The 23,044-nt window shown below is 63.9% G+C and carries 21 protein-coding genes and 3 pseudogenes; 12 read left to right on the top strand and 12 right to left on the bottom strand.

What is annotated here, in order from left to right:
- Position 1: 1 nt before the first annotated feature.
- The 9 genes and pseudogenes from coxB to NKH36_RS08565 all read left to right on the top strand — a co-directional run bounded on the left by coxB (position 2) and on the right by NKH36_RS08565 (position 4,408).
- The gene (coxB, locus tag NKH36_RS08525; RefSeq protein WP_352961124.1) at positions 2-826 is read left to right on the top strand and encodes a cytochrome c oxidase subunit II; all 825 of its coding nucleotides are present in this window, start codon (positions 2-4) and stop codon (positions 824-826) included.
- A complete protein-coding gene (locus NKH36_RS08530) occupies positions 823-1,116 on the top strand; it encodes a hypothetical protein (protein WP_352961126.1) in 294 nt (97 codons plus the stop codon). The genes coxB and NKH36_RS08530 overlap by 4 nt, the downstream gene beginning before the upstream one ends.
- Positions 1,094-1,534, top strand: coding sequence for a TonB-dependent receptor domain-containing protein (locus NKH36_RS08535; protein ID WP_352961503.1), 441 nt, complete (start codon positions 1,094-1,096; stop codon positions 1,532-1,534). The genes NKH36_RS08530 and NKH36_RS08535 overlap by 23 nt, the downstream gene beginning before the upstream one ends.
- A 7-nt stretch (positions 1,535-1,541) precedes the next feature.
- Positions 1,542-2,240, top strand: a complete 699-nt coding sequence (locus tag NKH36_RS08540) for an ABC transporter substrate-binding protein (RefSeq protein ID WP_352961128.1) — start codon at positions 1,542-1,544, stop codon at positions 2,238-2,240.
- Positions 2,195-2,410: a TroA family protein gene (locus NKH36_RS08545; protein WP_352961130.1), complete on the top strand. Its 216-nt coding sequence runs from the start codon at positions 2,195-2,197 to the stop codon at positions 2,408-2,410. The genes NKH36_RS08540 and NKH36_RS08545 overlap by 46 nt, the downstream gene beginning before the upstream one ends.
- Before the next feature lie 131 nt (positions 2,411-2,541).
- Positions 2,542-2,937 (top strand): annotated as a pseudogene (locus tag NKH36_RS08550) (iron chelate uptake ABC transporter family permease subunit); the annotation flags it as partial.
- Between the two features lie 106 nt (positions 2,938-3,043).
- Complete coding sequence (locus NKH36_RS08555) at positions 3,044-3,634, top strand: iron chelate uptake ABC transporter family permease subunit (protein WP_352961506.1); 591 nt, start codon at positions 3,044-3,046, stop codon at positions 3,632-3,634.
- Positions 3,556-3,915: an iron chelate uptake ABC transporter family permease subunit gene (locus NKH36_RS08560; protein WP_352961508.1), complete on the top strand. Its 360-nt coding sequence runs from the start codon at positions 3,556-3,558 to the stop codon at positions 3,913-3,915. The genes NKH36_RS08555 and NKH36_RS08560 overlap by 79 nt, the downstream gene beginning before the upstream one ends.
- A pseudogene (locus NKH36_RS08565) lies at positions 3,891-4,408 on the top strand (iron chelate uptake ABC transporter family permease subunit). The gene NKH36_RS08560 and the pseudogene NKH36_RS08565 overlap by 25 nt, the downstream one beginning before the upstream one ends.
- Positions 4,409-4,466: 58 nt before the next feature.
- Here NKH36_RS08565 and NKH36_RS08570 read toward each other — a convergent pair.
- From NKH36_RS08570 to NKH36_RS08580, 3 genes are all read right to left on the bottom strand, one after another.
- On the bottom strand, positions 4,467-5,411 hold the full coding sequence (locus NKH36_RS08570; protein WP_352961132.1) for an LLM class flavin-dependent oxidoreductase: 945 nt from the start codon (positions 5,409-5,411) through the stop codon (positions 4,467-4,469).
- 134 nt (positions 5,412-5,545) lie between these two features.
- On the bottom strand, positions 5,546-5,701 hold the full coding sequence (locus NKH36_RS08575; RefSeq protein WP_352961134.1) for a hypothetical protein: 156 nt from the start codon (positions 5,699-5,701) through the stop codon (positions 5,546-5,548).
- A 541-nt stretch (positions 5,702-6,242) separates the two neighbouring features.
- A complete protein-coding gene (locus NKH36_RS08580; RefSeq protein WP_352961136.1) occupies positions 6,243-8,129 on the bottom strand; it encodes an MFS transporter in 1,887 nt (628 codons plus the stop codon).
- A 228-nt stretch (positions 8,130-8,357) separates the two neighbouring features.
- Between NKH36_RS08580 and NKH36_RS08585 the strand changes: the two genes are divergently transcribed.
- Positions 8,358-8,651: a hypothetical protein gene (locus NKH36_RS08585; protein ID WP_352961138.1), complete on the top strand. Its 294-nt coding sequence runs from the start codon at positions 8,358-8,360 to the stop codon at positions 8,649-8,651.
- A gap of 96 nt (positions 8,652-8,747) precedes the next feature.
- Here the strand turns inward: NKH36_RS08585 and NKH36_RS08590 are convergent, their stop codons facing one another.
- The gene (locus tag NKH36_RS08590) at positions 8,748-9,842 is read right to left on the bottom strand and encodes an AraC family transcriptional regulator (protein ID WP_352961140.1); all 1,095 of its coding nucleotides are present in this window, start codon (positions 9,840-9,842) and stop codon (positions 8,748-8,750) included.
- Positions 9,843-10,136: 294 nt separating this feature from the next.
- On the opposite strand from NKH36_RS08590, the gene NKH36_RS08595 reads away from it, so the two are divergent.
- Both NKH36_RS08595 and NKH36_RS08600 read left to right on the top strand, forming a co-directional pair.
- On the top strand, positions 10,137-10,589 hold the full coding sequence (locus tag NKH36_RS08595; RefSeq protein WP_352961142.1) for a (2Fe-2S)-binding protein: 453 nt from the start codon (positions 10,137-10,139) through the stop codon (positions 10,587-10,589).
- Between the two features lie 3 nt (positions 10,590-10,592).
- Positions 10,593-12,812: a xanthine dehydrogenase family protein molybdopterin-binding subunit gene (locus NKH36_RS08600; RefSeq protein WP_352961144.1), complete on the top strand. Its 2,220-nt coding sequence runs from the start codon at positions 10,593-10,595 to the stop codon at positions 12,810-12,812.
- 62 nt (positions 12,813-12,874) lie between these two features.
- On the opposite strand, the gene NKH36_RS08605 is transcribed toward NKH36_RS08600, so the two are convergent.
- The 8 genes and pseudogenes from NKH36_RS08605 to NKH36_RS08640 all read right to left on the bottom strand — a co-directional run bounded on the left by NKH36_RS08605 (position 12,875) and on the right by NKH36_RS08640 (position 23,031).
- The gene (locus NKH36_RS08605) at positions 12,875-13,819 is read right to left on the bottom strand and encodes an ABC transporter permease (protein WP_352961146.1); all 945 of its coding nucleotides are present in this window, start codon (positions 13,817-13,819) and stop codon (positions 12,875-12,877) included.
- Positions 13,816-14,871: an ABC transporter permease gene (locus tag NKH36_RS08610; RefSeq protein WP_352961148.1), complete on the bottom strand. Its 1,056-nt coding sequence runs from the start codon at positions 14,869-14,871 to the stop codon at positions 13,816-13,818. The genes NKH36_RS08605 and NKH36_RS08610 overlap by 4 nt, the downstream gene beginning before the upstream one ends.
- The gene (locus NKH36_RS08615) at positions 14,858-16,360 is read right to left on the bottom strand and encodes an ABC transporter ATP-binding protein (RefSeq protein WP_352961510.1); all 1,503 of its coding nucleotides are present in this window, start codon (positions 16,358-16,360) and stop codon (positions 14,858-14,860) included. Before NKH36_RS08615 ends, NKH36_RS08610 begins: the two co-directional genes overlap by 14 nt.
- Before the next feature lie 270 nt (positions 16,361-16,630).
- Positions 16,631-17,662: a BMP family protein gene (locus NKH36_RS08620; RefSeq protein WP_352961150.1), complete on the bottom strand. Its 1,032-nt coding sequence runs from the start codon at positions 17,660-17,662 to the stop codon at positions 16,631-16,633.
- Between the two features lie 158 nt (positions 17,663-17,820).
- Positions 17,821-19,025, bottom strand: a pseudogene (pcaF, locus tag NKH36_RS08625) (3-oxoadipyl-CoA thiolase).
- A 43-nt stretch (positions 19,026-19,068) separates the two neighbouring features.
- Entirely contained in the window at positions 19,069-20,358 is a 1,290-nt protein-coding gene (locus tag NKH36_RS08630; RefSeq protein WP_352961152.1) for an NAD(P)/FAD-dependent oxidoreductase, read from the bottom strand.
- Positions 20,358-21,743: a glutamine synthetase family protein gene (locus NKH36_RS08635; RefSeq protein WP_352961154.1), complete on the bottom strand. Its 1,386-nt coding sequence runs from the start codon at positions 21,741-21,743 to the stop codon at positions 20,358-20,360. The genes NKH36_RS08630 and NKH36_RS08635 overlap by 1 nt, the downstream gene beginning before the upstream one ends.
- Positions 21,744-21,747: 4 nt before the next feature.
- Complete coding sequence (locus NKH36_RS08640; protein WP_352961156.1) at positions 21,748-23,031, bottom strand: glycosyltransferase; 1,284 nt, start codon at positions 23,029-23,031, stop codon at positions 21,748-21,750.
- Positions 23,032-23,044 lie beyond the last annotated feature (13 nt).

Here is a 23,044-nt window from a genome sequence, read left to right on the forward strand (position 1 = left end):
CATGCGCGGGCGGGGCACTGTTTTCCTCGGTTTTGTCTCCGCAATGATGCTCGACGCACGGCACGGCTTGGCGCAGGCGCCGGCGAACTGGCAGACAAGTTTCGGCGTCTCGGCCTCGGAGACGAAGGAGCGGATCGTTGCGCTGCACGACCACATATTGCTGATCGGCGTCTGCATCGTCGCGCTCGTCGCCATGCTGATGGGTTTCGCGCTCTTGCGCTTCCGGGCGAGCCGGCACCCCACGGCGTCAAAAGTCACGCGCATGCCGTGGCTGGAATTCGGCTGGACGATCGCGCCGGTGCTGGTGCTGGGCGCGATCGCCGCGCCGTCGCTCCAGCTGCTCGCCTATGAGAGCGACATTCCCGACGCACAGTTGACGATAAAGGCCAGCGGCCATCAGTGGTTCTGGCGTTATTCCTATCCCGACAATGGCGGCTTCGCATACGATTCCATCATGTTGCCGCCGGCCTCCGTTCCGGCCGGTGAACCGCGTCTGCTAGCGGTCGATAATCGCATGGTTGTCCCGGTCGGCGCTGTCGTGCGCATACAGGTGACATCGTCGGACGTCGTGCACTCCTTCTTCATGCCGGCACTGGGCCTACAGATTTACGCCATGCCCGGGCGCCTCAACGAAACTTGGACACGCGTCGAGAAGCCGGGCGTCTATTACGGGCAGTGCAACCAGATCTGCGGTCTGAACCACTCCTTCATGCCGATCGCGATCGAGGCCATGGCGCAGCCTGATTTCGATGCCTGGGTGCGGGACGCTGCAACGCGATATCCGGTCGTCAGCGCCGCGACTACATCAGCGCAGGTGGCGAAATGAGCGCCACCGAACATAGGCGCGAGTGCCGGTCGATTGCGGCCTGGCTGTTCACCACCGACCATAGGGCGATCGGCACGCTGTATCTCGGATTCGCGATCATGGCGGGGACGCTGGGTGGCGCGATCTCGGGCTACATGCGGCTCGAACTGGCGCAGCCGGGCATGAACTATGTCGTCAACGGCCAGTCCTGGAACGCGCTGATCATGGCGGTGTTGGCGCGCCCAACGACATCTTCCAGACCGGCGAGATCCGGCGCGCGGCATCGAGCTGGAAGGTGTTGCGAGCCTTGATACAGGTTTCGATTTCCGGGCGGCCTATACCTGGCTCGACACCGAGATCACCAGTCCGACCAGCATCAACGAGGATGGAACGAGCAACCAGGGCAACACGCCTTTCGGCGTGCCGGCACACGCGGCCTCGCTGTGGGCAAATTACACTGTCGGCAGCGGCAGATTGGAGGGGCTCGGGCTCGGCGCCGGCATCCGCTATGTCGGCTCGACCTACGGCGACGATGCCAACAGCTTCAAGGTGCCGGCCGTCACGCTCGTCGACGCCGCGCTGCATTACAAATGGCAGAACGCTGAGTTGAACCTCAATGTCAGCAATCTGTTCGACAAGCGCTATGTCGCCTCCTGTTTCGCAGAAAGCTTCGGCTGCTTTTATGGCGAGGGTCGCCGGATCAAAGGCTCGGTGAAGTACACATGGTGACCCGCGCGTGCAGGCTCGGATCCAATTGGCGCCACTGACGCGGCGCCGGTGCCTTGCCGGCCTGGCCGCGACGAGCCTCGGTCTGCGCGGCGACCTCGCGCGTGCGGCACGGCCGCCGCGGATCGCCTGCCTCGAATGGACCTCGGCCGAGATGGTTATCTCGCTCGGGATCGGGCCAGTCGCGGTCGCCGACACCAAGGGCTACCGCGACTGGGTCGCGGGTCCGGCGCTTCCCGCCGGCTGCATCGATCTCGGCTCGCGCGGCGAGCCCAATCTCGAACTCAAGCCCGACCTTATCACCGGCGCCTATGGCTTCGGGTTGGACGAAGCTCCGTTCAAGCGGATCGCGCCACTGCCCACGGTGCCCTTCTACGACGGTAGCGAAGCGCCTTATCGCCAGGCCGAGATTGAAACGCTGAAACTTGGCTCACAGCTCGGCCGCGAGGCTGAAGCTCAGCGCCTCATCCAGGAGACCGCGGCGACAATCGCCGAAATCAGGGGGCGATTCTCAGAACGGGCAAAGCGACCGCTCGCTGTGGTCAGCATGTTCGACGACCGTCACGTCCGCGTCTACGGCAAGGGCAGTCTGTTCCACGACGTGCTCGACAGGTTGAGCCTGACCAATGCCTGGACAGCGCCACCGATAGCTGGGGCTTTTCCTTGCTGGGCATCGAAGAATTGGTTGCGATCGGCGAGGCTCGCGTGATTTCCCTCGATCCGATCCCGCCGCATGTGAAGATCAGGATTGACCAGAGCAGCCTCTGGGCGAACCTTCCCTGCGTCAAAGCCGGCAACGTCAGGACGATCCCGCCGGTATGGCCGTTCGGCGGGCTTTCCGCCGCTGCCCGTTTTGCAACGTTTGTGGCCCGGGCATGACCGTCATGCAGTCCACGGCCGGCCATCGTGCTCGTTTCATGGGAGGGAGGCTCGTCGCCCTCGTCGGCGTGCCGGCGGTGCTCGCCGCATATATCACCGCTGCCGGGCTTTTACGCCTGTTGCCCGCCGACATGTGGTGGCAGTCGCTCGGGGCGGCGGACTTTGCCGACCCGCGGCAGCTGCTTTATCGCCATGCCTTTCTGCCGCGTCTGGCGATCAGCCTGCTGGCCGGCGCGGCGCTCGGCCTGACCGGCACGCTGCTCCAGCAGGTGCTGCGCAATCCGCTCGCCGAGCCGACGACCATAGGCACCAATGCAGGCGCGACCGTCGCCCTGACAATCGCCACGCTCTACGCGCCGTGGATGCTGGAGCAAGGTCGCGAATGGGTGGCGCTCGTCGGCGGCGCCCTGTCGACGCTGGCGGTTTTGGCTCTGGCTCAGGGCCGGAGTTTCTCGCCGGTCGCGATCATCATTTCTGGCCTGGTGGTCAGCCTCACCTGCAGTTCGGCGAGCGCTCTGCTGATGGCAGCCAATCGCGAATATTCCGAAGAGCTTTTCATCTGGCAGAGCGGTTCGCTGATCCAGAACGGCGACGCCGTAGTGCTCCGGTTCGCCATGGCTCGCGCTGGCCGGCATGGCTGCCTTCCTTCTGCTCCGGCCGCTACGGCTTCTCGACCTGAGCGACGAGGGAGCGGAAAGCCTCGGGACGAAGCCGGTGGTGACACGGCTGGCGGGGATAACTGTCGCCGTCGCGCTGAGCAGCATGGTGGTCGCAGCCGTCGGCGTCATCAGCTTCGTGGCGCTTGCGGCGCCGGCGCTGGTCAGGCTCGCCGGCGCAAGGACCTTGCGCCAGCGCATGATCTGGGCACCGCTTACGGGCGCCGCGCTGTTGTGGCTGACCGACCGGCTGGTGCAGGTCCTGCCGTTTACCTCCGAAATCCCGGCCGGTGTGGCGACTGCTTTCCTCGGCGCGCCGCTGCTGTTTCTCCTCCTGCCGAAATTGCCACCAGCCCGGATCGGGACGGCGCCATGGTGTCTTCCGTGCGCAGGCGCAGCGGGTGGGTCTATCTGCTGGTCGGGCTCCTCGCGATGGCGCTTCTTCTCTGCGCCGCGCTTGTTGTCGGGCGAGGCGCGGCCGGCTGGCACGTGGCCTCGGCCGCCGAACTTGCCGACCTCCTGCCGCTCAGGGCGCCTCGCATCGTCGTCGCGGTTTGCGCTGGTATGATGCTAGGCGTGGTCGGCACGCTGATGCAGAGGATGACCGGCAATCCGATGGCGGCGCCCGAGGTGCTGGGTGTTTCCGGCGGCGCCTCGCTAGGCATCCTGCTGCTCTTCGTCGCGACTTCTGATGTCAGCCGCCCGGCAATGATGGCGGTCGGCCTGGTCGGGGCTCTGGTCAGCCTGGCGATGATTTCGCAGACCGGCCGCCGCAGCCCATTGCGAATGATCGACTGTTGCTTTCCGGGGTCGCGGTGGCGACGATGGCGTCGGCATTCTCGGCGGTGATGCTCGCCAGCGGCGATCCTCGGCTCGATACGCTCATCGGCTGGTTATCCGGCTCCACTTACCGGGCCTCCGCCGTCGATGCCACAATCGCCGCTGTGACGGCGACTGCTCTGCTGGCCATCGTGCCCCTCACAATCCGCTGGCTGGAAATCCTGCCGCTTGGAGAAGCCGCCTCGCGCGGGCTCGGGCTTAGCCTCTTTCGCGTCCGGTCATCCTCCTGGTGTTTATTTCGGTGCCGACGACAATAGCTACGCTGGTCATCGGGCCGCTGAGCTTCGTCGGATTGATGGCGCCGCACCTGGCCCGCATGCTCGGCCTTCAACGCGCCGTGCCGCAGCTTTTCGCGTCCGCGATGCTTGGCGGCATGATGCTTGTTTCGGCCGACTGGGCCGGCCGGATGCTGATTTTCCCGTGGCAGATTCCGGCGGGTTTGCTGGCTGCCCTGGTCGGCGGGCCTTATTTCATGGTGCTGATGTGGAAAGGCCGGCAATGAGCGGCACCGCCAAGCGCTTCGGGCTGGCGGCCACAAAGCGCATAGTCCTGCCACGCGCTCAGCCGGCGCGTGCTTCCCGGATCACGCGAGGCGCAAACGTGCGGGGCTGAGGGACATCGGCCTCGCGGCGCGCCAGAGTGTTGCGCAGCAGCGCGATCACCTCGCGGCCAGCCATTGCGATCTCGCGTGGCCTGTCGATACCGACGATCATGAACTCCTCGATTCCCAGGGCCGCATAAGGAAGCAGCGACAGCGCAATCTGCGCCGGCGGTCCGGCAATGTCGACCGCCTTCTGGCAACTGGCGTTGTCCTCCGAACGGATCCGGACGGGAAGCGCGAAACGCAGCTTGTGTGCCCGGCCGTGTTCGGCGGCGGCACTGCGCACCCGCTCCATCAGCTGCCGGATCTCGCCGCGCGAACCCGGCGCCAGTTCGAAGATATCGGCATGCCGGCCGGCGACCCTGAGCGCCGTTCCGGACTGTCCGCCCATGCGGATGATCATGCCGGCGCCCTGCGGGCCCTTGCGCGGCACATAGCCGCCTTTGACGCTGTAGAAGGCGCCTTCATGATCGAACGGCCTGTCGTTCGACCACAATCGCTTCAGCAGCACCAGATATTCGTCGATCCGCTGCCAGACGACCGTGTGGCCGACCGGACGTGCCTCGGCATCGTCGTCGTTCAGCGGCTCGCTAAGCATTCTGAGTGACAACCGCCCGCCGCTTTTTGCGTCGAGGCCCGCCAATTGCCGTGCCGCCGTCGTCGGCTCGATAACGCCCGCCCAATGCGTGAGAGCGACCTCAAGCGATGAGGTGCGGTCAAGCGCCCGGGCGGCAATATCCATATTGGTCAGCAGCCCGGCCGGATCGTCGACGACGATCTTCTGGAAACCGATGTCCTCGATCAGCGACAGCTTTGTCGCGGTTTCCGCGAAATCATAGAAAAACGTCACGGTTGAATCGGCGGGGTGAGTTTTCCCGGGAACATGCGTGAACTCGATCGGCATTGCCATCTCCTCCATCACGTTGAGATCAGGGCGCACAAAAGCACACCGGCATTCGGTTCATTCAACTCCGATTATTGCGAAACGGCAGATCGCTATCCCTGTAAGTCAGGAACCGATCACTCCAGACTCCATGATCAGGGGATAAGGCCCAGGACGACTGCCCCGGTGAACACGAACGCAAGGGCAAAGACGAGATAGGCAAAGGCGCCCTCATAGGCCGGCCGCCAAGTCTGGTCGGAACCGAGCCTTTGGCCTTTGCGGGCAGTCCTGGCGTTCTGGAAATAGGACATATCGACCTCCGTCTCGGCGGTTAAACTACTAAATCAGTAGACTTTGTCGAGTGCTATTTTTCAGCGATCTTTGGAATGTTTTTCTGTGACCGGATGACAAATTGGTTTGTTTGCTACTTAGCGCGGCACTTCAGAGGCCGATCGGCCCGATGGCAGAACGCCAGGTCCTGTGAGCCGAGGGACAGGGGATGGGCGGAGCGGCCGCCTATTTGGCGGGCGGCCTGTAAGCTTCCAGGCCGAACAGCATCAGCACGAGCGAGACCAGGAAGAACCCGACCGCCACGCCGAGCGCGATCCGGGCGGCTGTTGTTCCCGCATAGCAGATGAACCCCCATGCGCTTTCGGCGCCTTATCGAGATCAGATGGGAACGGGGTAATCTGGAGGGATGAAGTCCACGCCGCTATTCGCCGAGGGCCTGCGACATCTCGTTCTTGAAGTCGACTTTCGTGCCCGGCCGCCCAACATAGCCCTGACTCGGCAGAAAGGTGGAAAAAACCCGGCGCGATTTCCCGCGGCCGGGTTTCTTGTCGAGACCGATCTTTACTGCTTGGCGTGCAGATCGGTGCCGAGCGTGTCCTTAACAAAGAGCATTCCAATCACCAGCGACATTGCCGAAATCGCGATCGGGTACCAGAGGCCGTAGTAGATGTCGCCGGCCGCGGCACTCATCGCAAACACCGTCGCCGGTAGCAGCCCGCCGAACCAGCCATTGCCGATGTGATAGGGCAGTGACATGCCGGTGTAGCGGATGCGGGTCGGGAACATCTCGACCAAGATCGCCGCGATCGGCCCGTAGACCATCGTCACGTATATGACGAGGACGAAGAGGATTGCGATGATTGCCGTCCAGTTAACCGCGGCGGGATCGGCGACCATCTTGAACGCGCCCGCGCCGGGAACACTATAGACTGCCACTTCGGTCGCGCCTGCGGCTTCCTCGGCAGTGATCAGCTTGTCCTTGATAGCCTGTTCGACCGGGACCATCGTCTTGTCGCCGGCACGGATTGCCGCGGCGTCAAGGTTGAGGCGCGGATTGGCGGCCACCAAGGCGTCGAGTTTCGAGTCCACGACCTTCGCCGGATCGCGGACCAGCGGGTAGCCCGTATCCTGCAACGCAAGGTTAAAGCCCTTTGCAAGCGCCGCATCCTTGGCCTTGGCTTCGTCGCCGGCGGCGATCGCATCGAAGGATTCGATCTTGGTTTCGCCGATTTGGACCGTGGCAGCCGTTCCTGCCGGCGCGGTGCTGACCACGTCGTAGGGTACGGAGTTCTTGGTCAGGAAGGCGGTGGCGATATCGCAGGAGGTCGTGAACTTCGCCGTACCTGTCGGGTTGAACTGGAACCGGCAGTCACCGGGCGCAGCCGTGACCGTGGCGCGCACGTTTTCCTGGGCGGTGGCAAGCGCGGGGTTAGCCGCCCAGGTCAGCGCCTTGAACAGCGGGAAATAGGTAACGATTGCGAGCGCAAGCCCGGCCATGATGATCGGCTTGCGACCGATTTTGTCTGACAGCCAGCCGAACAGGACGAAGCCGCCGGTGCCGAGGGCCAGCGAGATGGCGATCATGATATTGACGGCCTGCGCGTCGACCTTGAGCACGTTCTGCAGGAAGAACAGCGCGTAGAACTGGCCCGAATACCACACGACGGCCTGGCCGGCGGTCAGGCCGAACAGAGCGAGCAGCGCGATCTTGGCGTTCTTCCACTGGCCGAAGGCTTCAGTCAGCGGCGCCTTGGAGCCCTTGCCCTCGTCCTTCATGCGCTGGAAGGCCGGCGATTCATTGAGCGAAAGCCGGATCCAGACAGATATGCCTAGGAGGACGAAGGACAGCAGGAACGGCACGCGCCAGCCCCACGCGGCGAAGGCCTCCTTGCCGAGATAAGTCTGGACGGCGAGGATGATGACTAGCGACAGGAACAGGCCGAGCGTAGCCGTGGTCTGGATCCACGAGGTGTAGTAGCCGCGCCGGTCATCCGGCGCGTGTTCGGCCACATAGGTCGCAGCACCGCCATATTCGCCGCCGAGCGCCAGGCCCTGCAGCATGCGCAAGCCTATCAGGATGATCGGCGCGGCAATGCCGATCGTCGCCGATCCGGGTAGCAGGCCGACGAAGAACGTCGAAAAGCCCATGATCAGGATGGTGACGAGGAAAGTATATTTGCGGCCGACGAGATCTCCGATGCGGCCGAACACCAGTGCGCCGAAAGGACGCACCAGAAAGCCCGCGGCGAAGGCGAGCAGCGCGAAAATGTTGCGGGTGGCTTCCGGATACTGGCTGAAAAAAGCCGCGCCGATGAAGGCGGCCAGCGATCCGTAGAGATAGAAATCATACCACTCGAAAACGGTGCCAAGCGAGGAAGCGAAGATGACCTTCTTTTCCTCTCTCGACATACCGCGTCGCTTTTCGCCTGCGGTTGCTGCGATAGCCATTGCATTTCCTCCCTTTGCCGAGCAAATCTTGAAGAGAATGGCGTTCTCACTTGAATCGCCACGCTCGGCCGCAATAAATGACAGAAATGCCCCTGCGAGGGCAGAGGTGCTTTGGTTCTATGACTTTGGTCTAATGCGGCGTTGGTTCGCAACATCTCCCGGGCGAATGCATTTGACCCGCACATACCAGAATGCCGACGCAATAAACCCGCACGCACGAGATTGCCGATGCAATATATCGAAGTTTTTCTGTCGCAAATATCCGACCCGTTCCGGATCGGCTTGCTTGCGGTGCTTGTGATAACCGCGTTCAATACGGCTGCCCAGACGGGCTTTGTCCTGCCGCTTCTACTGGGAACCATTTTTGTCGCCATTCTGATCCCCGCGGCAATGGGGGACGATAGCAGCGACCTGATCGTCCCAACGGTGGTTGGGCTGTTTTCGAACGTCCTGATCCTGGCAGTTGTCATGGCTGTAAGGCTGATATTCCTGCGCCTGAAGGGTTCCGATTCCCACCGCTGATCTGGAAACGCAGCGACTTTAAGCGGCGTTTTACATGGCAAGTGCGCTGATCCTGTCGACGCTGACCATCATGCTCGCCGGCGTCCCGGCCGCGCTCTATGAGCGCTGGTCGGCGCGCCCCAGAAGCATCGTCGTCTCGTCCATCTGGCTTGCCGGCACGGTTTTGTCGACGCTGCCGGCGCTGCCGAATGTGATGCTGACGCTAAGCGGGGGCTGAGAATTCCCTTCGGCTCGACCGCTGGGGCGGGCGGCTTCCATCCCGCTGTTTGAAGGGGAAGCCGGATTCCGGCCACGGCCATATTGTCGTGGTGTACAGTTCATGACCCTCTTGAAGGCCGTGCTGAAGGCGCTTTCGGATTCGTAGCCGAGCGACAGGGCAATAATGGAAATTGGATCGCTGGAGTTCGCCAGCCTGTCCCCCGCCAGCAGCATTCGCCAGTTCGTCAGGTACTCCATCGGCGACGTCCCAACCATCTCCTTGAATTTCAGGGCAAAGGTCGATCGCGACATGCCGGCACGCTCCGCCAGCTCCAGCAATGTCCAGCGATGCGCCGGATCGTCGTGCATGGCGTTGATCGCAGCAGCCATCTGTCTATCTGCCAGGGCGAAAAACCATCCAACGCCACCTCCCAGCCCTTCCGCCAGATGCAGGCGCAGGGCCTGGAGCAGCATCATGTGGGCGAGGTGTTGCGCAACCAGAAAACCGCCCGGCTGCGGTTCGCGCAGCTCCTGCATCATCCGCTCCACCGACCAGCGCAGCGCCGCCTGATCCGTTTCTCTCCGGATATGCACGATAGGCGGCAGCATCCCCAACAGGACGCCGGCATGATTGCCGCTGACGGCGAAGCGGCTGCCGACAAGAAAGAAATCACCGCCGCCATTGTACGTCACGACGCCGCCAGCGCGCGCGGGAGGAAAAAACGTGCCGGCGTCGACAGGCGTCAAAGTCATGTCGCTTGCGAGGCGGAAAGGCCGCCCACTCGGCAGCACGAAGCAGTCCCCCTTCTCCAGGCGCACGGGGTCGGCAACGCCTTCCACGGAGAGCCAGCACCCGCCGGAAACCACGGCGTAGCATTTGATGCGTTCGTGCTGATCGGAGAACTGGATTGACCAGTTTCCACCCGCGTCGAAGCCAGCGGACACATGGCTGCGTGGCTTCAGCAGCGACAGCACGTCTGAGAGCGGATCCATGGGCGTTCCGGACGATTGCGAAGATATTACGGACTTTACAGCATAGACCTCCATTCCCTCAACTGGTTATTTAGTAACAACGTTTCCTTGATCGCGATCAATGGCAAAGTAACTATCATCAGCTGCGTACTATTATCAGTTTTCGCCGCAGCTAACGGAGAAAATTCCTATGGGCAACGCTGACAAAGTCACTATCGTAACTGGATGATACCTCAGGGTTGCGAAAGCAATACGCACTTTAAGGATAGCCGCAATTTTCGCCTATCCAGAAAGCACCGGATAAGGGAAATATTCATGACAGCGTTCACGATCAATGGACGGGCGGTGGATCTCGCCGCCGAGCCAGATACCCCACTTCTGTGGGCGATACGGGAGCATCTGAAACTCACCGGCACCAAATTCGGCTGCGGCATCGCGCAATGTGGCGCCTGCACCGTTCACGTCGACGGCGAGCCGACGCGCTCCTGCATAACCCTGCTTCAGGAGGTGGCCGGAATGGAGGTGACGACGATCGAAGGCCTGTCGCCGGATGGCAGCCATCCGCTGCAGCAGGCCTGGATCGCCGAGCAGGTGCCGCAATGCGGCTATTGCCAGTCTGGGCAGATCATGCAGGCGGCGGCGCTCCTCAGGAGCAACCCCAACCCGACCCGCGACCAGATCGTCGAACATATGGACGGCAACATCTGCCGCTGCGGGACCTATGTGCGGATCATCAGCGCCATTCAGCGCGCCGCACGGGAGGCCTGAGCCATGACCGAGACATTGCAACTGCACACCAGAGTGCTCTCGCGGCGCAGCTTTCTCATCACCGTCGGCGCCACTAGCATCGCGGTAGCGTTCGGCGGTCTGCTCCAGGATGCCTCGGGCGCCAGCGTTGCGCCGGCGATCGAGGACAGTTACCGGCCGAACGCCTGGCTGAGCCTCGTCGCCGACGGCACCGTGACCATCATGTCACCGGCGTCCGAGATGGGGCAGGGTATCATGACGACGCTGCCGCTGCTCATCGCCGAGGACATGGATGCCGATTGGGACAAGGTTCGCGTCGTCCAGGCTCCGTCCGACGCGGAGAAGTACGGCAATCCTGGCTTTTACGGCGTACAGCTCACCGGCGGCAGCGAATCCACGCGAGGCTATTACAAGATGCTGCGCCTGGTCGGCGCCCAGACCCGCAAGGTCATCCTGGCGAGTGCTGCCGCCATACTTAACGTTCCGGTGAGCGAACTCACCACGGAGCCCAGCCGGGTCGTGCACGCGCCGTCGGGCCGCTCACTCGACTATGGCGAGGTCGCCGCGGCCGCCGTGCTTCCGGAGCCGCTGCCGCAGGCGACAGACGCCGATCTGAAGCCGAGCGATCGGTGGCGCTATATCGGAAATCTGACGGTACCGCGTGTCGACGTGCCCTCGAAGGTCGACGGGACCGCGATCTTCGGCATCGACGTGCAGCTTCCGGATATGCTGTACGGAGCGGTGCTGCGGGCGCCCGTTCAGGGCGAGCAGCCGCAAACTATCGACGATGGCGAAGCCAGGGCGGTGCCGGGCATCACGCACATCGTTCCGCTTCCCTACGGCGTCGGCATCATCGGCGAAACGGTCGAGGCGACGAAGCGGGCCAAGGATCTGCTCAAAATCGTTTGGACCAAATCGTCGCGAATCCGCAGTTACACCAGCGATCGGCTGTTGGAAGAGTATCGCAGCATTGGCCGCGACCTTTCCCGAACCGGCGTCAGCGCTCCCATGCAAGGCGACGCACAGGCCGCGATCTCGAAGGCCGCAACGGTCATCGAGGTCGATTACATGAGCGATCACGTTCACCATGCGACCATGGAGCCGATGAACGCCACGGCGCTCGTGACCGAGGATACGGTGGAAATCTGGGCGCCGACGCAAGGTCCAACAGGCACCCAGGGCTTTGCCGCGGAGGTGGCCGGCACCACCCCTGACAAGGTCAAGGTGAACACTACCCTGCTCGGTGGCGGCTTTGGCCGTAAAGCCGAGGCCGACTTCATCATCGATGCCGTGTCGCTGGCCAAGGCGGTGCAAGGCCGCCCGGTCAAGGTCATCTGGAGCCGTGAAGACGACGTCCAGCATGGCAAGTACCGGCCGCTCGAGGCGCAACATGTGCAGGTCGGTCTCGATGCCGACGGCAACATCGTCGGCTGGCGGCACCGCATCGTGGCCGATTCCATTTTTGCCCGGACGATGCCTCAGCTGTTCGAGAGCGAAGGCGGCCACGACAGTGTGGTGACCGAGGGCGCGCATTTCAACTATGCCGTCCCTGCGCATCAGATCGAGTATATCCGTAGGGATAACGGGCTGGACATCGGCTTCTGGTTCGGGGTCGGGGTTGGCTATACCAGGTTCGGCATCGAATGTGTCATCGACGAAATCGCCACTGCCAAGAGCGTCGATTCTGTGGCGTTTCGGCTGGAGCTCCTGAAGGACCAGCCGCGGGCGCGCAAGGTCATCGAGACCGTCGCCGAAATGGCGGAATGGGACCGCCAGCGCGACGGGCGAGCACTGGGCGTCGCCTATTCCGATGCCTTTGGCTCGCATTGCGCCGAGATCGCCGAGGTGTCTCTTGACCGGGAAACCGGGGAGATCCGCGTGCACACCGTGTGGTGCGCCGTCGATCCGGGGATAGCGGTACAGCCGCGCAATATCGAAGCGTTGATGATTACCGGGATCACAAACGGTGCCAGCCACGCGCTGTTCGAGCAGATCAACATCATCAATGGCGAGGTGCAGGAATCGAACTTCGACACCTATCGGGTGATACGCATGTCCGAGGCGCCCGATATCAAGGTCGCCGTGATTCCAACGCCCGAGACTGCGATCGGGGGCATCGGCCAGGTCGGGCTCCCGCCGATCGGTCCGGCGATCGCCAACGCGGTGGCGCGGCTCACCGGCGGCGTGCGGCTCCGGCACTACCCTTTCCTCCCGGAGCGGGTGCTGGCGGCGCTCAACGCCTGAACTTGGAGGTACTCACCGTCGCCTCGTTGCGGCCATGGCGGTCGGCATTTCGCCCCAGCCTGTCAGCGTTCTTCCCGGCGGAACGGCTTGAGCAGCGCCGACGGCGCGACCGCGTTGCGCGACATCACCGCCATGGCGACGATGGTGAAGATGAAGGGCAGCATCAGGAACGCCTCATAGGGAATATGGCCGAGCCCGCTCGCTTGCATGCGCAGCTGCAAGGCATCGACGAAGGCGAACAGCAATGCCGCTCCCGCCGAGCGCCACGGATCCCAGCGGCCGAAGACGACGAGCGCGATCGCGACCCAGCCACGCCCGGAGACAAGGCCGAAGGTGAAGGCGTTGAACTGCACCATCGACAGGAAAGCCCCGGCCAGCCCCATCAGCGCGCCGCCGAGGATCACCGCCTGGAAGCGCGTGGCGATGACGCTGACGCCGGCCGAATCGGCGGCGCGCGGATTTTCGCCGACCATGCGCACCGACAGCCCCCATGGCGTCCGGTAGAGCACGAAGGCGGCCAGGGGGACGGCTGCCATCGCCATGTAAACCAGCGAAAACTGGTTGAACACCGCTGGTCCGAGCACCGGGATATCGGAGAGAACCGGAATCGGCAGCGTTTCGAAACTCTTGATGCTGGGCGGCACCGATTGCTGGCCGAAGATCAGCCGGTAAAGGAAATAGGCGAGGCCCGACGAGAACAGTGTCACGCCGATGCCGCAGACATGCTGGCTGAGGCCGAGCGCCACCGTAAACAGCGCATGCACGGCACCCATCAGCGCCCCGGTGACAACTGCCGCAAGAACGCCGAGCCACAGGCTGCCGCTGAGGCTGGTCGCCGTGAAGCCGGTCATCGCCGACAACAGCATGATGCCTTCGATGCCGAGATTGAGCACGCCGGCCCGCTCGGAGAACATCTCGCCCAGTGTCGCAAAAGCCAAAGGCGTGGCGATGCGGATGATCGCGGCGAGGAAGCCGACCTGAAAAATCTGTTCGAGCACGACGCTCATTTTGCTGTCCCCACGCGGCGGATACGGTAGGCGGTGAACAGCAGCGCCACCAGCATGGCGAGCAGCGCGGTTCCCTGGATGACGTCGCTGAGGAAGGCGGGAACGCCGGTGGCCCGCGACATCGCCTCGGCGCCGGTCATGACCGCGGCGAGGAAGAGCGCCGCCGGCACCACGCCGAGCGGGTTGAGCCGCGCCAGCATGGCGACGACGATGCCGGAATAGCCATAGCCCGGCGAGATGTCGCTCATCACCTGGAAATGCACGCCGCCGACCTCGCTGACGCCGGCCAGCCCGGCCAGCGCGCCGGACAGCAGCGCCGTCGAGATCAGCACCCGCTCGACATGGATGCCGCCGTAGCGCGCGGCTTCGGGATTCTCGCCGACGACCCTGATCCGGAAGCCGAGGGTCGTGCGCGCGATCAGGAACCAGATGACCGGCGCTGCAAGGAACGCCGCCACGACGCCGAGATGCAGCCGCGTACCTTCGAGCAGCACCGGGAAATTCGCTGAATCCTCGATCGGCGGCGAGATCGGATAGCCGCTGAAACTGTCTTTCCACGGGCCTTCGATCAGCGCCATCAGGGCGTAGAAGATGACCGAATTGAGCAATAGCGAGCTGACCACGTCGTCGACCTTGAATTTTACCCGCAGCATGGCGGGGATAAGGGCGACCGCCGCGCCGGCAGCCGCACCCGCCACCGCCATGAGAAGCATGGCAAGCGGCCCCGGCATCGGGATGGCGCCGACCGCGCAGCTCGCCACCGCCCCGGCAAGCAACTGCCCCTCGGCGCCGATGTTCCAGAATTTGGCGCGGAAGGCGACGGCGACGGCAAGGCCGGTGAAGATCATCGGTGTTGCGCGCACCAGCGTTTCGGTGATCGCGTAGCTGTCGCCGAGCGACGCCGCAAACATCACGCCATACGCCTCGATGACGCCGGCGCCGGCCAGCGCGATGAGGCCGCTGCACAGCACCAATGTCGCGCCGATCGCCAGCAGCGGCAAACCCAGATTGAACCAGGCGGGCGTACTGGTGCGTGCCTCAAGACGGATCATCAGCCTGTCCCCCCGCTCCGGTCATCATCAGGCCGAGCTGCGCGATGGTGGCGTCGGCGCTGTCGAGCGTGCCGACGATGCGTCCCTCATACATCACCACGATGCGGTCGCAGAGCATGAGCAGCTCTTCGAGATCCTCGCCGATGACGACGATGCCGCAGCCCCTGGCACGCATGTCGAGGAACTTTTCGTGGATGAAGCGCGCCGCACCAATGTCGAGACCGCGCGTCGGCTGCGACACGATCAGCACCTTTGGGTCGAAGGCGAGCTCGCGCGCCAGCAGCGCCTTTTGCAGATTGCCACCAGACAGCGCTCCGGCCCGCGTCATCGGCCCGGGGCAGCGTATGTCATAGGCCTTGATCTGCGCCTCGGCGAAAGCGCGGATCGCGTCGGGCCTGAGCAGGCCGTTGCGGCTGAACGCCCCCGTGCCGATGCGCGGCAGCACCATCGAATCGGCGAGCGGCAGGTTGGTGACCAGCCCCGTCGTCATCCGGTCTTCCGGAATGCGCCCGAGACCGAGCGCCTGCACCTCGCGCGGCGAGAACCGCGAGACCACTTTGCCGGCTATCGTCATTTGGCCGGCATCGGGCGCACGAACGCCGGAGATCACCTCCGCCAGCGCCCGTTGGCCATTGCCCGCGACACCGGCAATGCCGAGGATCTCGCCGGCACGCACCGAAAGCGAGACATCGCGCAGCACCATGCCGGAATGGCGCGAGGTCGAGATGCCGGCCAAGGTCAGCACCGCGGCACCCGGCTTCGATGGCCCCCTAGCCGGTGGAACGATCTCGTGGCCGCACATCAGCCGCGCCATCTCCGAGGATGTCGTGCTTGCGGGGGTATCGACGCGCCCGGTCACGCGGCCATGCCGCAGCACCACGCAGCGATGGGTCAGCGCGCGCACCTCGTTGAGCTTATGCGAGATGAAGATGATGCCGAGGCCCTGGGCCGCCATCGACCGCAGCGCCGAAAACAGCCCGTCGACCTCTGTCGGCGCCAGCACCGCCGTCGGCTCGTCGAGGATCAGCAGCCTTGCACCGCGAAACAGCGCCTTGACGATTTCGAGCCGCTGCTGCTCGCCGATCGACAACGCCGAGACGGGAAGGTCCGGATCAAGCGTGAGCCCATGCTGGCGGCCGATCTCGTTGAGCCGCGCCCGCCCGCCGGCGCGATCGATCCGGCCCGATTTGCCGGGAATGCCGATCAGCAGATTTTCCAACACCGAAAGCCGGGGTCCCAGGTGGAAATGCTGGTGCACCATGCCGATGCCGACGGCAAGCGCATCGGCCGAGCTGTTGATCGTCACCGGCCGGCCCTGAACCAGGATCTCGCCGGCGTCCGGCGCATAGGCGCCGAACAGCACGTTCATCAGCGTCGTCTTGCCGGCACCGTTTTCACCCAGCAGCCCGAGAATCTCGCCCGGCGCAACGCTGAGATCGACGGCTTCGTTCGCCTTGACGGCGCCGAAGCTCTTGGAGATGCCGCGCATTTCGATGAGAGGGGCGGGCGTCGGCACGGGTACTCCTGATCGGAATTGGCTCTATGATTCAGCTTTGATCACGGGGATGCGCTGCGCCCCCCTCTGGCCTGCCGGCCATCTCCCCCTCAAGGAGGGAGATTAGCAGCTTCGCCGACAGCGCCTCTTCTTCAGCGTTGACGATTTGCGAAAGCCGAAGTGACATCCGATCTCCCCCCTTGAGGGGGAGATGGCCGGCAGGCCAGAGGGGGGCGACAAGCGCCCGACCCCAAGAGACAGCACTCAATCCGAAACCGGCGTGTCCTCGTCGACGTTGACGCGGAAATTGCCGTCGAGGATCTCGGCCTTTTTCTTCTCGACCAGCTCCTTGACGTCGGCGGGCAGCGTCTTGTCGAACTTGTGATAGGGCGCCAGGAAGGAACCGCCCTTGGCCATGCGCGAGAAATCGCCGTAATCCTGCGCGGTGAAGACGCCGGCCTTGACCAGTTTGATCGCGTGCTCGACCGTTGGGTACATGTCCCAGACCGGGCCGGTGATCACCGTGTCCGGGCCGAGGTTGGACTGGTCGGACATGTTGGAGATGGCGAGGATCTTCCTCTCGACTGCCGCTTCGATGACGCCGAAACGTTCGGCATAGATCACGTCGACGCCGGCGTCGATCTGGGCGATAGCGGCTTCCTTGGCCTTTGGCGGGTCGAAGAAAGAGCCGATGAAAGCGACCTTCCTCTTGATATCAGGATTGACCTCCCGGGCGCCGGCAAAGAAGGCATTGACCAGCCGGTTCACTTCCGGAATGCCCATCGCCGCCACGGCACCGATCGTGCCTGATTTCGACATCTTTCCGGCGATCAGGCCGGAGAGATAGGCTGGCTCGTGAATCCAGTTATCGAAGACTGCGAAATTCGGCTCGGCCGGCCCGGCGCCGGAGCCGAACAGGAAGGCGACCTTCGGAAACTGCTTGGCGGTGCGGCGGGATTCGCGTTCGGCGGCGAAAGCATCGCCCAGCACCAGCTCATAGCCGCCCTGCGCATATTCGCGCATGACACGGCTGAAATCGGCCGTCTGCACCTTCTCCGACCATTTGTATTCGATGCCGAGTTCCTTCTCGGCCCTCTGCAGGGCGACATGGATCTGGTGGACCCATGGCTCCTCGGTCGGCGTGGCGAAGATCGCCGCCACCTTCAGCTTCTTGTCCTGCGCCAAGGCACTGCCCGGCAGCACGGCTGCCGCCAGGCCAAGCGCGCCGAGTTCCAGCACGTTGCGTCGCGAAAGCCCTTCGCGTTTCGATTGCATTTTACTCTTCCCATTTTCCATTGCATGCCCCTCTGATTGACGCCGTGTCGAGCCGGCTGTTCTTTGAACTATCAGCGAGAACTATGGAACGGCGTCCGACCTTTGTCCACATGGTCAAATTTGCCGGGGCTGCAGCTCGCCGCACTTCGTGGCAAACCGTGGCCGGCGCTTAATCTTGTTTACTGCCTCTCTAGCGCCACCGCGATGCCCTGGCCGACGCCGATGCACATGGTGGCGAGCGCATAGCGGCCGCCGCGCTCGCGAAGTTCCAGCGCCGCCGTGCCGGTGATGCGCGCACCCGACATGCCGAGCGGATGGCCGAGCGCGATGGCGCCGCCATTCGGGTTGACGTGCTCCGCGTCCTCGGCAATGCCGAGTTGGCGCAGCACAGCGATGGCTTGGGAGGCAAAGGCTTCGTTGAGCTCGATGACGTCGAAGTCTGTCGGCTTCAACCCTAGCCGGGCACACAGTTTCTGCGTGGCCGGTACCGGGCCGATGCCCATGATGCGCGGCGCCACGCCGGCGGCCGCACCGCCGAGGATGCGGGCGATCGGCGTCAGCCCGTATTTCTTCACCGCGGCTTCCGAGGCGACCATCAGCGCCGCTGCACCGTCGTTGACGCCCGACGCATTGCCGGCCGTGACCGTGCCGCCTTGCCGGAACGGCGTCGGCAATTTCGCCAGCGCCTCGATCGTCGTACCTGCGCGTGGATGTCGTCCTTCGCGACGATGACCGCGTCGCCCTTGCGCTGCGGGATCGTCACCGGAGTGATTTCCTTCGCCAGCCGGCCATTGGCTTGCGCGGCCACGGCCTTGTCCTGGCTGCGCACGGCAAAGGCATCTTGGTCCGCGCGGGAGATGGCGTACTCTTCAGCAACATTCTCACCGGTCTCCGGCATTGAATCGATGCCGTACTGCTCCTTCATCAGCGGGTTGACGAAGCGCCAGCCGATGGTGGTGTCATGGATCTCGGCATTGCGCGAAAAGGCGGTCTCCGCCTTGGGCATGACGAAGGGAGCACGGCTCATCGATTCGACGCCGCCTGATATCATCAGCTCCGCCTCGCCTGATTTGATGGCGCGCGCGGTGATGATCACGGCATCCATGCCCGAACCACAGAGGCGATTGACGGTCGAGCCGGAAACCTCCTTGGGCAGTCCGGCGAGCAGCAGCGCCATGCGCGCCACATTGCGATTATCTTCGCCGGCCTGATTGGCGCAGCCATAGACGACGCCGTCGATATCAGCCCAGTCAATGCCGGGATTGCGTTCGATCAAAGCCCTCAAGGGAATCGCGCCAAGGTCGTCGGCGCGGACCGACGCCAACTGCCCACCGAAACGTCCGATCGGCGTGCGGATATAGTCGCAGATAAAGGCCTCGACCATCTATACAGCTTTCTCTCTTGCGTTTTCCCTAATGCGGGCCAACTCAATGCTTGATGCGGTCGCGCATCGCGTACCAGAGCATGCCGAGCACATAGAGCGGACCGCGCAGCGCCGTGCCGCCGGGAAACGGCATTGGCCTCAGCGTCGAGAACAGATCGAGCCGCGACGCATCGCCGGTGATCGCCTCGGCGAGCAGCTTTCCCGACAGCGACGACAGGATCACGCCCTTGCCGGAATAGCCATGCGCAAAATAGACTTCGCCATAGTGGCCGACATCCGGCAGGCGCGATGTCGTCACGGAGACCAGCCCACCCCACGCATGATCGATGCGGCGGCCGCGCAATTGCGGAAAGGTCTTTTCCATATGCGGCCGCACGAAGCCGGCAATGTCGGCGGGCGGCGACGGCGTGTAGCGCTCGCCGCCGCCGAACAGCAGGCGGCCGTCCGCCGACAGCCGGTAGTAGTTGACCACGAAGCGGGTGTCGGAAACGGCCACATTGCTTGGGATGACATCGCTCGTGTCGCCCAGCAGCTCGGTGGCGATGATGTAGTTGCCAACCGGCATGATCCGGCTGTTGACGCGCGGCTCGAGCCCCTGGAGCAGCGCGTCGCCCGCCAGCACGACGTGCCTGGCCCGGACCGAGCCCTTGGCCGTCGAAACCCGTATGGAAGGTTCCCGCTCCAGCCGAAGCGCGACCGAGTTCTCATGGATGGCGACGCCCGCAGCAGCGGCGGCGCTGGCAAGACCCAGCGTGTAGTTCAGCGGATGCATATGGCCGCCGAGCTTTTCGTACATCGCGCCGTGATAGGGAGTGTTCACCATTCCACGTGCCTGCGCCGCCGACAGCATCTCGATGTCATGAAAATTCATCACCGTGGCAAGGCACTCGGCCTCTTCTTCGAGATCGCGCAGATCGGAGCTATTGACCGCACCGGCCAGATGGCCGGTCAGCCCGAGGTCGCAATCGATGGCGTGGCGCTCGATCAGGTCGAGCACCAGTCCGCGCGCCTCGAAGGCGAGATCGAATAGCGCCCGCGCCCGCTCCGGCCCATAAAGCCTGACCAGACCCTTGGCGCCCTTGCGCAGGCCAGGGATGATCTGGCCGCCATTGCGCCCCGACGCCCCCCAGCCGATCTTGCCGCCTTCCAAAAGCACGACCTTCAGCCCGCGCTCGGCCGCATGAAGGGCCGCGGACAGGCCAGTGCAGCCGCCGCCGACGACCACCAGATCGGCGTCGACATCGCCCTGCAGCGCCGGATGGTCCGGAGCCGGATTGGCCATCGCGACATAGTAGGACTTGCCGATATCCAGGCCGGAGTTGAAGCCCATCATCAGACCTTGAGCAGCAGATGCTCGCGTTCCCAGCTCGTGACGACGCTCTGGAACAGGTCGAGCTCGACGCTCTTGACGCGCAGATAGGTCTGGAAGAAATCCTCGCCGAGCAACTCCCGAACCGGGCTGCAGGCGGCGAAACGGTCGAGCGCCTCTTCCATGGTTTTGGGCAGCGTGCTCTTGCTGCGATAGGCGTTGCCCGATGCCTCGGGCGAACGCGAGAGCTTTTCCTCGACGCCGAGATAGCCACAGAGCAGCGAGCCGGCCATCGCCAGATAGGGGTTGGCGTCGGCGCCGGGCAGCCGGTTTTCCACCCGCCGCGCGGCCCGCCCGCCGGCCGGCACGCGCAGGCCGCAGGAGCGGTTGTCGTGCGACCACTCGATGTTGGCGGGTGCGCTGTGGTTCGGCCGGATGCGGCGGAACGAATTCACGTTCGGCGCAAACAGCGGCATCACCTCGGGAATGTATTTCTGCAGACCGCCGATGAAATGCCCGAACATCTCGGTGTCGGCATCGTCGCGCCCGGCAAACAGCGTATCCCCGGCCTCGTCGATCACCGACATGTGGAGATGCATGGAGCTGCCGGCTTGTGCGGCGATCGGCTTGGCCATGAAGGTCGCATGCATGCCGAATTCCTGTGCGGCCTGGCGCGTCAACCGTTTGAACAGCAGCACCTTGTCGGCCAGCGGCAGCGCGTCGCCATGCAGGAAATTGATCTCCAGCTGCGCCGTGCCTGACTCGTGGATCAGCGTATCGAGCGGCAGTCCGGCCACCGGAGCATAGTCGTAAAGGCGCCGGATCACCGGCTCGAATTCCTCCAGCGCCGCCATGTCATAGGGGTGCTGTACGGTTTCGGCGCGGCCATTGCGTCCGACCGGCGCTGCCAGCGGCCGATCGGGATCGGGATTGGGCGCGGTCAGGTAGAATTCGAGTTCAGGCGCCACCACCGCCCGCCAGCCGCGCTGGCGATAGAGATCGAGCACGGCCCTCAAGACATGACGCGGCGAGGCCATCCACGGTCGATCGTTCATGTGAAACGCATCGGCGAAGACATAGGCTTTCCCGGCTCCGGCGCCGGGTGCAAGGCAAAGCGTCGCGACATCCGGCACCATCCGCATATCGGGGTCCTGATAGCCGAAGCCCTCGTCGTTGGAACCGGAATAGCGGCCGTCTATGCAGACCAGGAAGGCGCTGCTCGGCAGGTAGAGCGCGCGGTCCTCGAGCGACTTCAGGAACTTGGCCGTCGGGAGGGCCTTGCCGCGCAACACGCCATTCACATCCGGCACCAGGCACTCGACTTCCCTGATCCCCTGCTGCTCCAGCCACCCCTTCGGATCGTCCATGGGGATCATTTGCGGTGCATCCGTTGTCGTTGTGTTGAGCATCAGGTCACGTCCTTACGAGGGCGAGAATGGCTTCGGCGGCGGCGTCCGTTCCCGGCGCCCGTGCCATGGTGGCCGCATTCTCCTTGAGGCGAAAGCGCATTTCGCCGTCGGCCATTAGGCCAAGGATGATGTTTTCCAGTTCCTCGTCGCTCCAGCCGTCGCGGCTGAGGTGACGGCCGACGCCGGTTTCCACGGCACGCCGCGCATTGTCGTGCCCGTCCCAGCAATAGGGCATGATCAGCGACGGCACGCCGAAACGAAGCGCTTCGCAAAAGCTGTTGTTGCCGCCGTGATGGATGAAGAGGTCGGATTTCGCGACGACCGACGGCTGCGGAAACCAGGCGTCGAGGAAGACATTGTCCGGAACCGCGCGGTAGGTGTCGCGCAGACCGCCGACATTGACGATGAAGCGGGCCGGAAGCCGATCGAACACGGCGAGCATGCGCTCGATCAGGCCGACATCCATGGCGCCCAGGCTGCCGAAGCTGAGATAGACCAGCGGCCCCTCATTGCGCGGAAAGACCGGCACATCGAACGGCCCTTCCGAACGGACACAGCCTTCGAGATAGACGAAGCGGGCCGGGTCGAGCGGCTCGGCGCGCTGCCTGCGCACGATCGTCGGGGTCAGCAGCAGATTGAGGTCGGGCGAAGCTTCCAGAAAAAGACCCTTCGGCAAGGGCGCAAGGCCGGCATCCGCCCGAAGCCGGCTGAACCGGTCATGGGCCGGAGCGACGGCTGCCAGGTAGCGCACCTCGAAGGCCTCGCGGCTCGGGTCGTCGGCGGCGAGACCGGACAGATATGGCGGCACATTGGCATCGGGCAGCTCGGTTTCGGCGCAGGAGACCACGCGCACCCATGGGCAGCCGGCAGCGGCCAGCGCCGGAAACATGATGACATTGTCGAGCACCACGGCGTCCGGCTTCAGCCGGGCCAGCAATTGGCGCAGCGGCGCCTCGGCATTGACCGCCGTATCGACGATCGCTTCCCAGGTCGGGGCGACATAGGTTTCGAGCTGATCGATCGGGCTCAGCCTGAAATGCGGCAGATGCCGGCGCACGAAAGCCTGCCAATAGCTCTGGCGTTCGCTGTCGGTCAGCGGCTCGTCGGTCGGCAACTGGTATTCCTGAAAACCATAGTCGGCGAACACGCCGGAAAAGCCGGCATGGCAGATGAACACCGGCCGGGCGCCACGGGCGCGCAAGGCCTGCGCGATGCCGACGCAATTGAGCGCCGCGCCGAAGCTCGCTTCGGGAAACAGCGCGATGGTCGGGCTGGCTTTGCGCGTCACTGTTCTCGTGGTC

It is taken from the genome of Mesorhizobium sp. M1312, from assembly GCF_040318115.1.
Classification (GTDB): domain Bacteria; phylum Pseudomonadota; class Alphaproteobacteria; order Rhizobiales; family Rhizobiaceae; genus Mesorhizobium.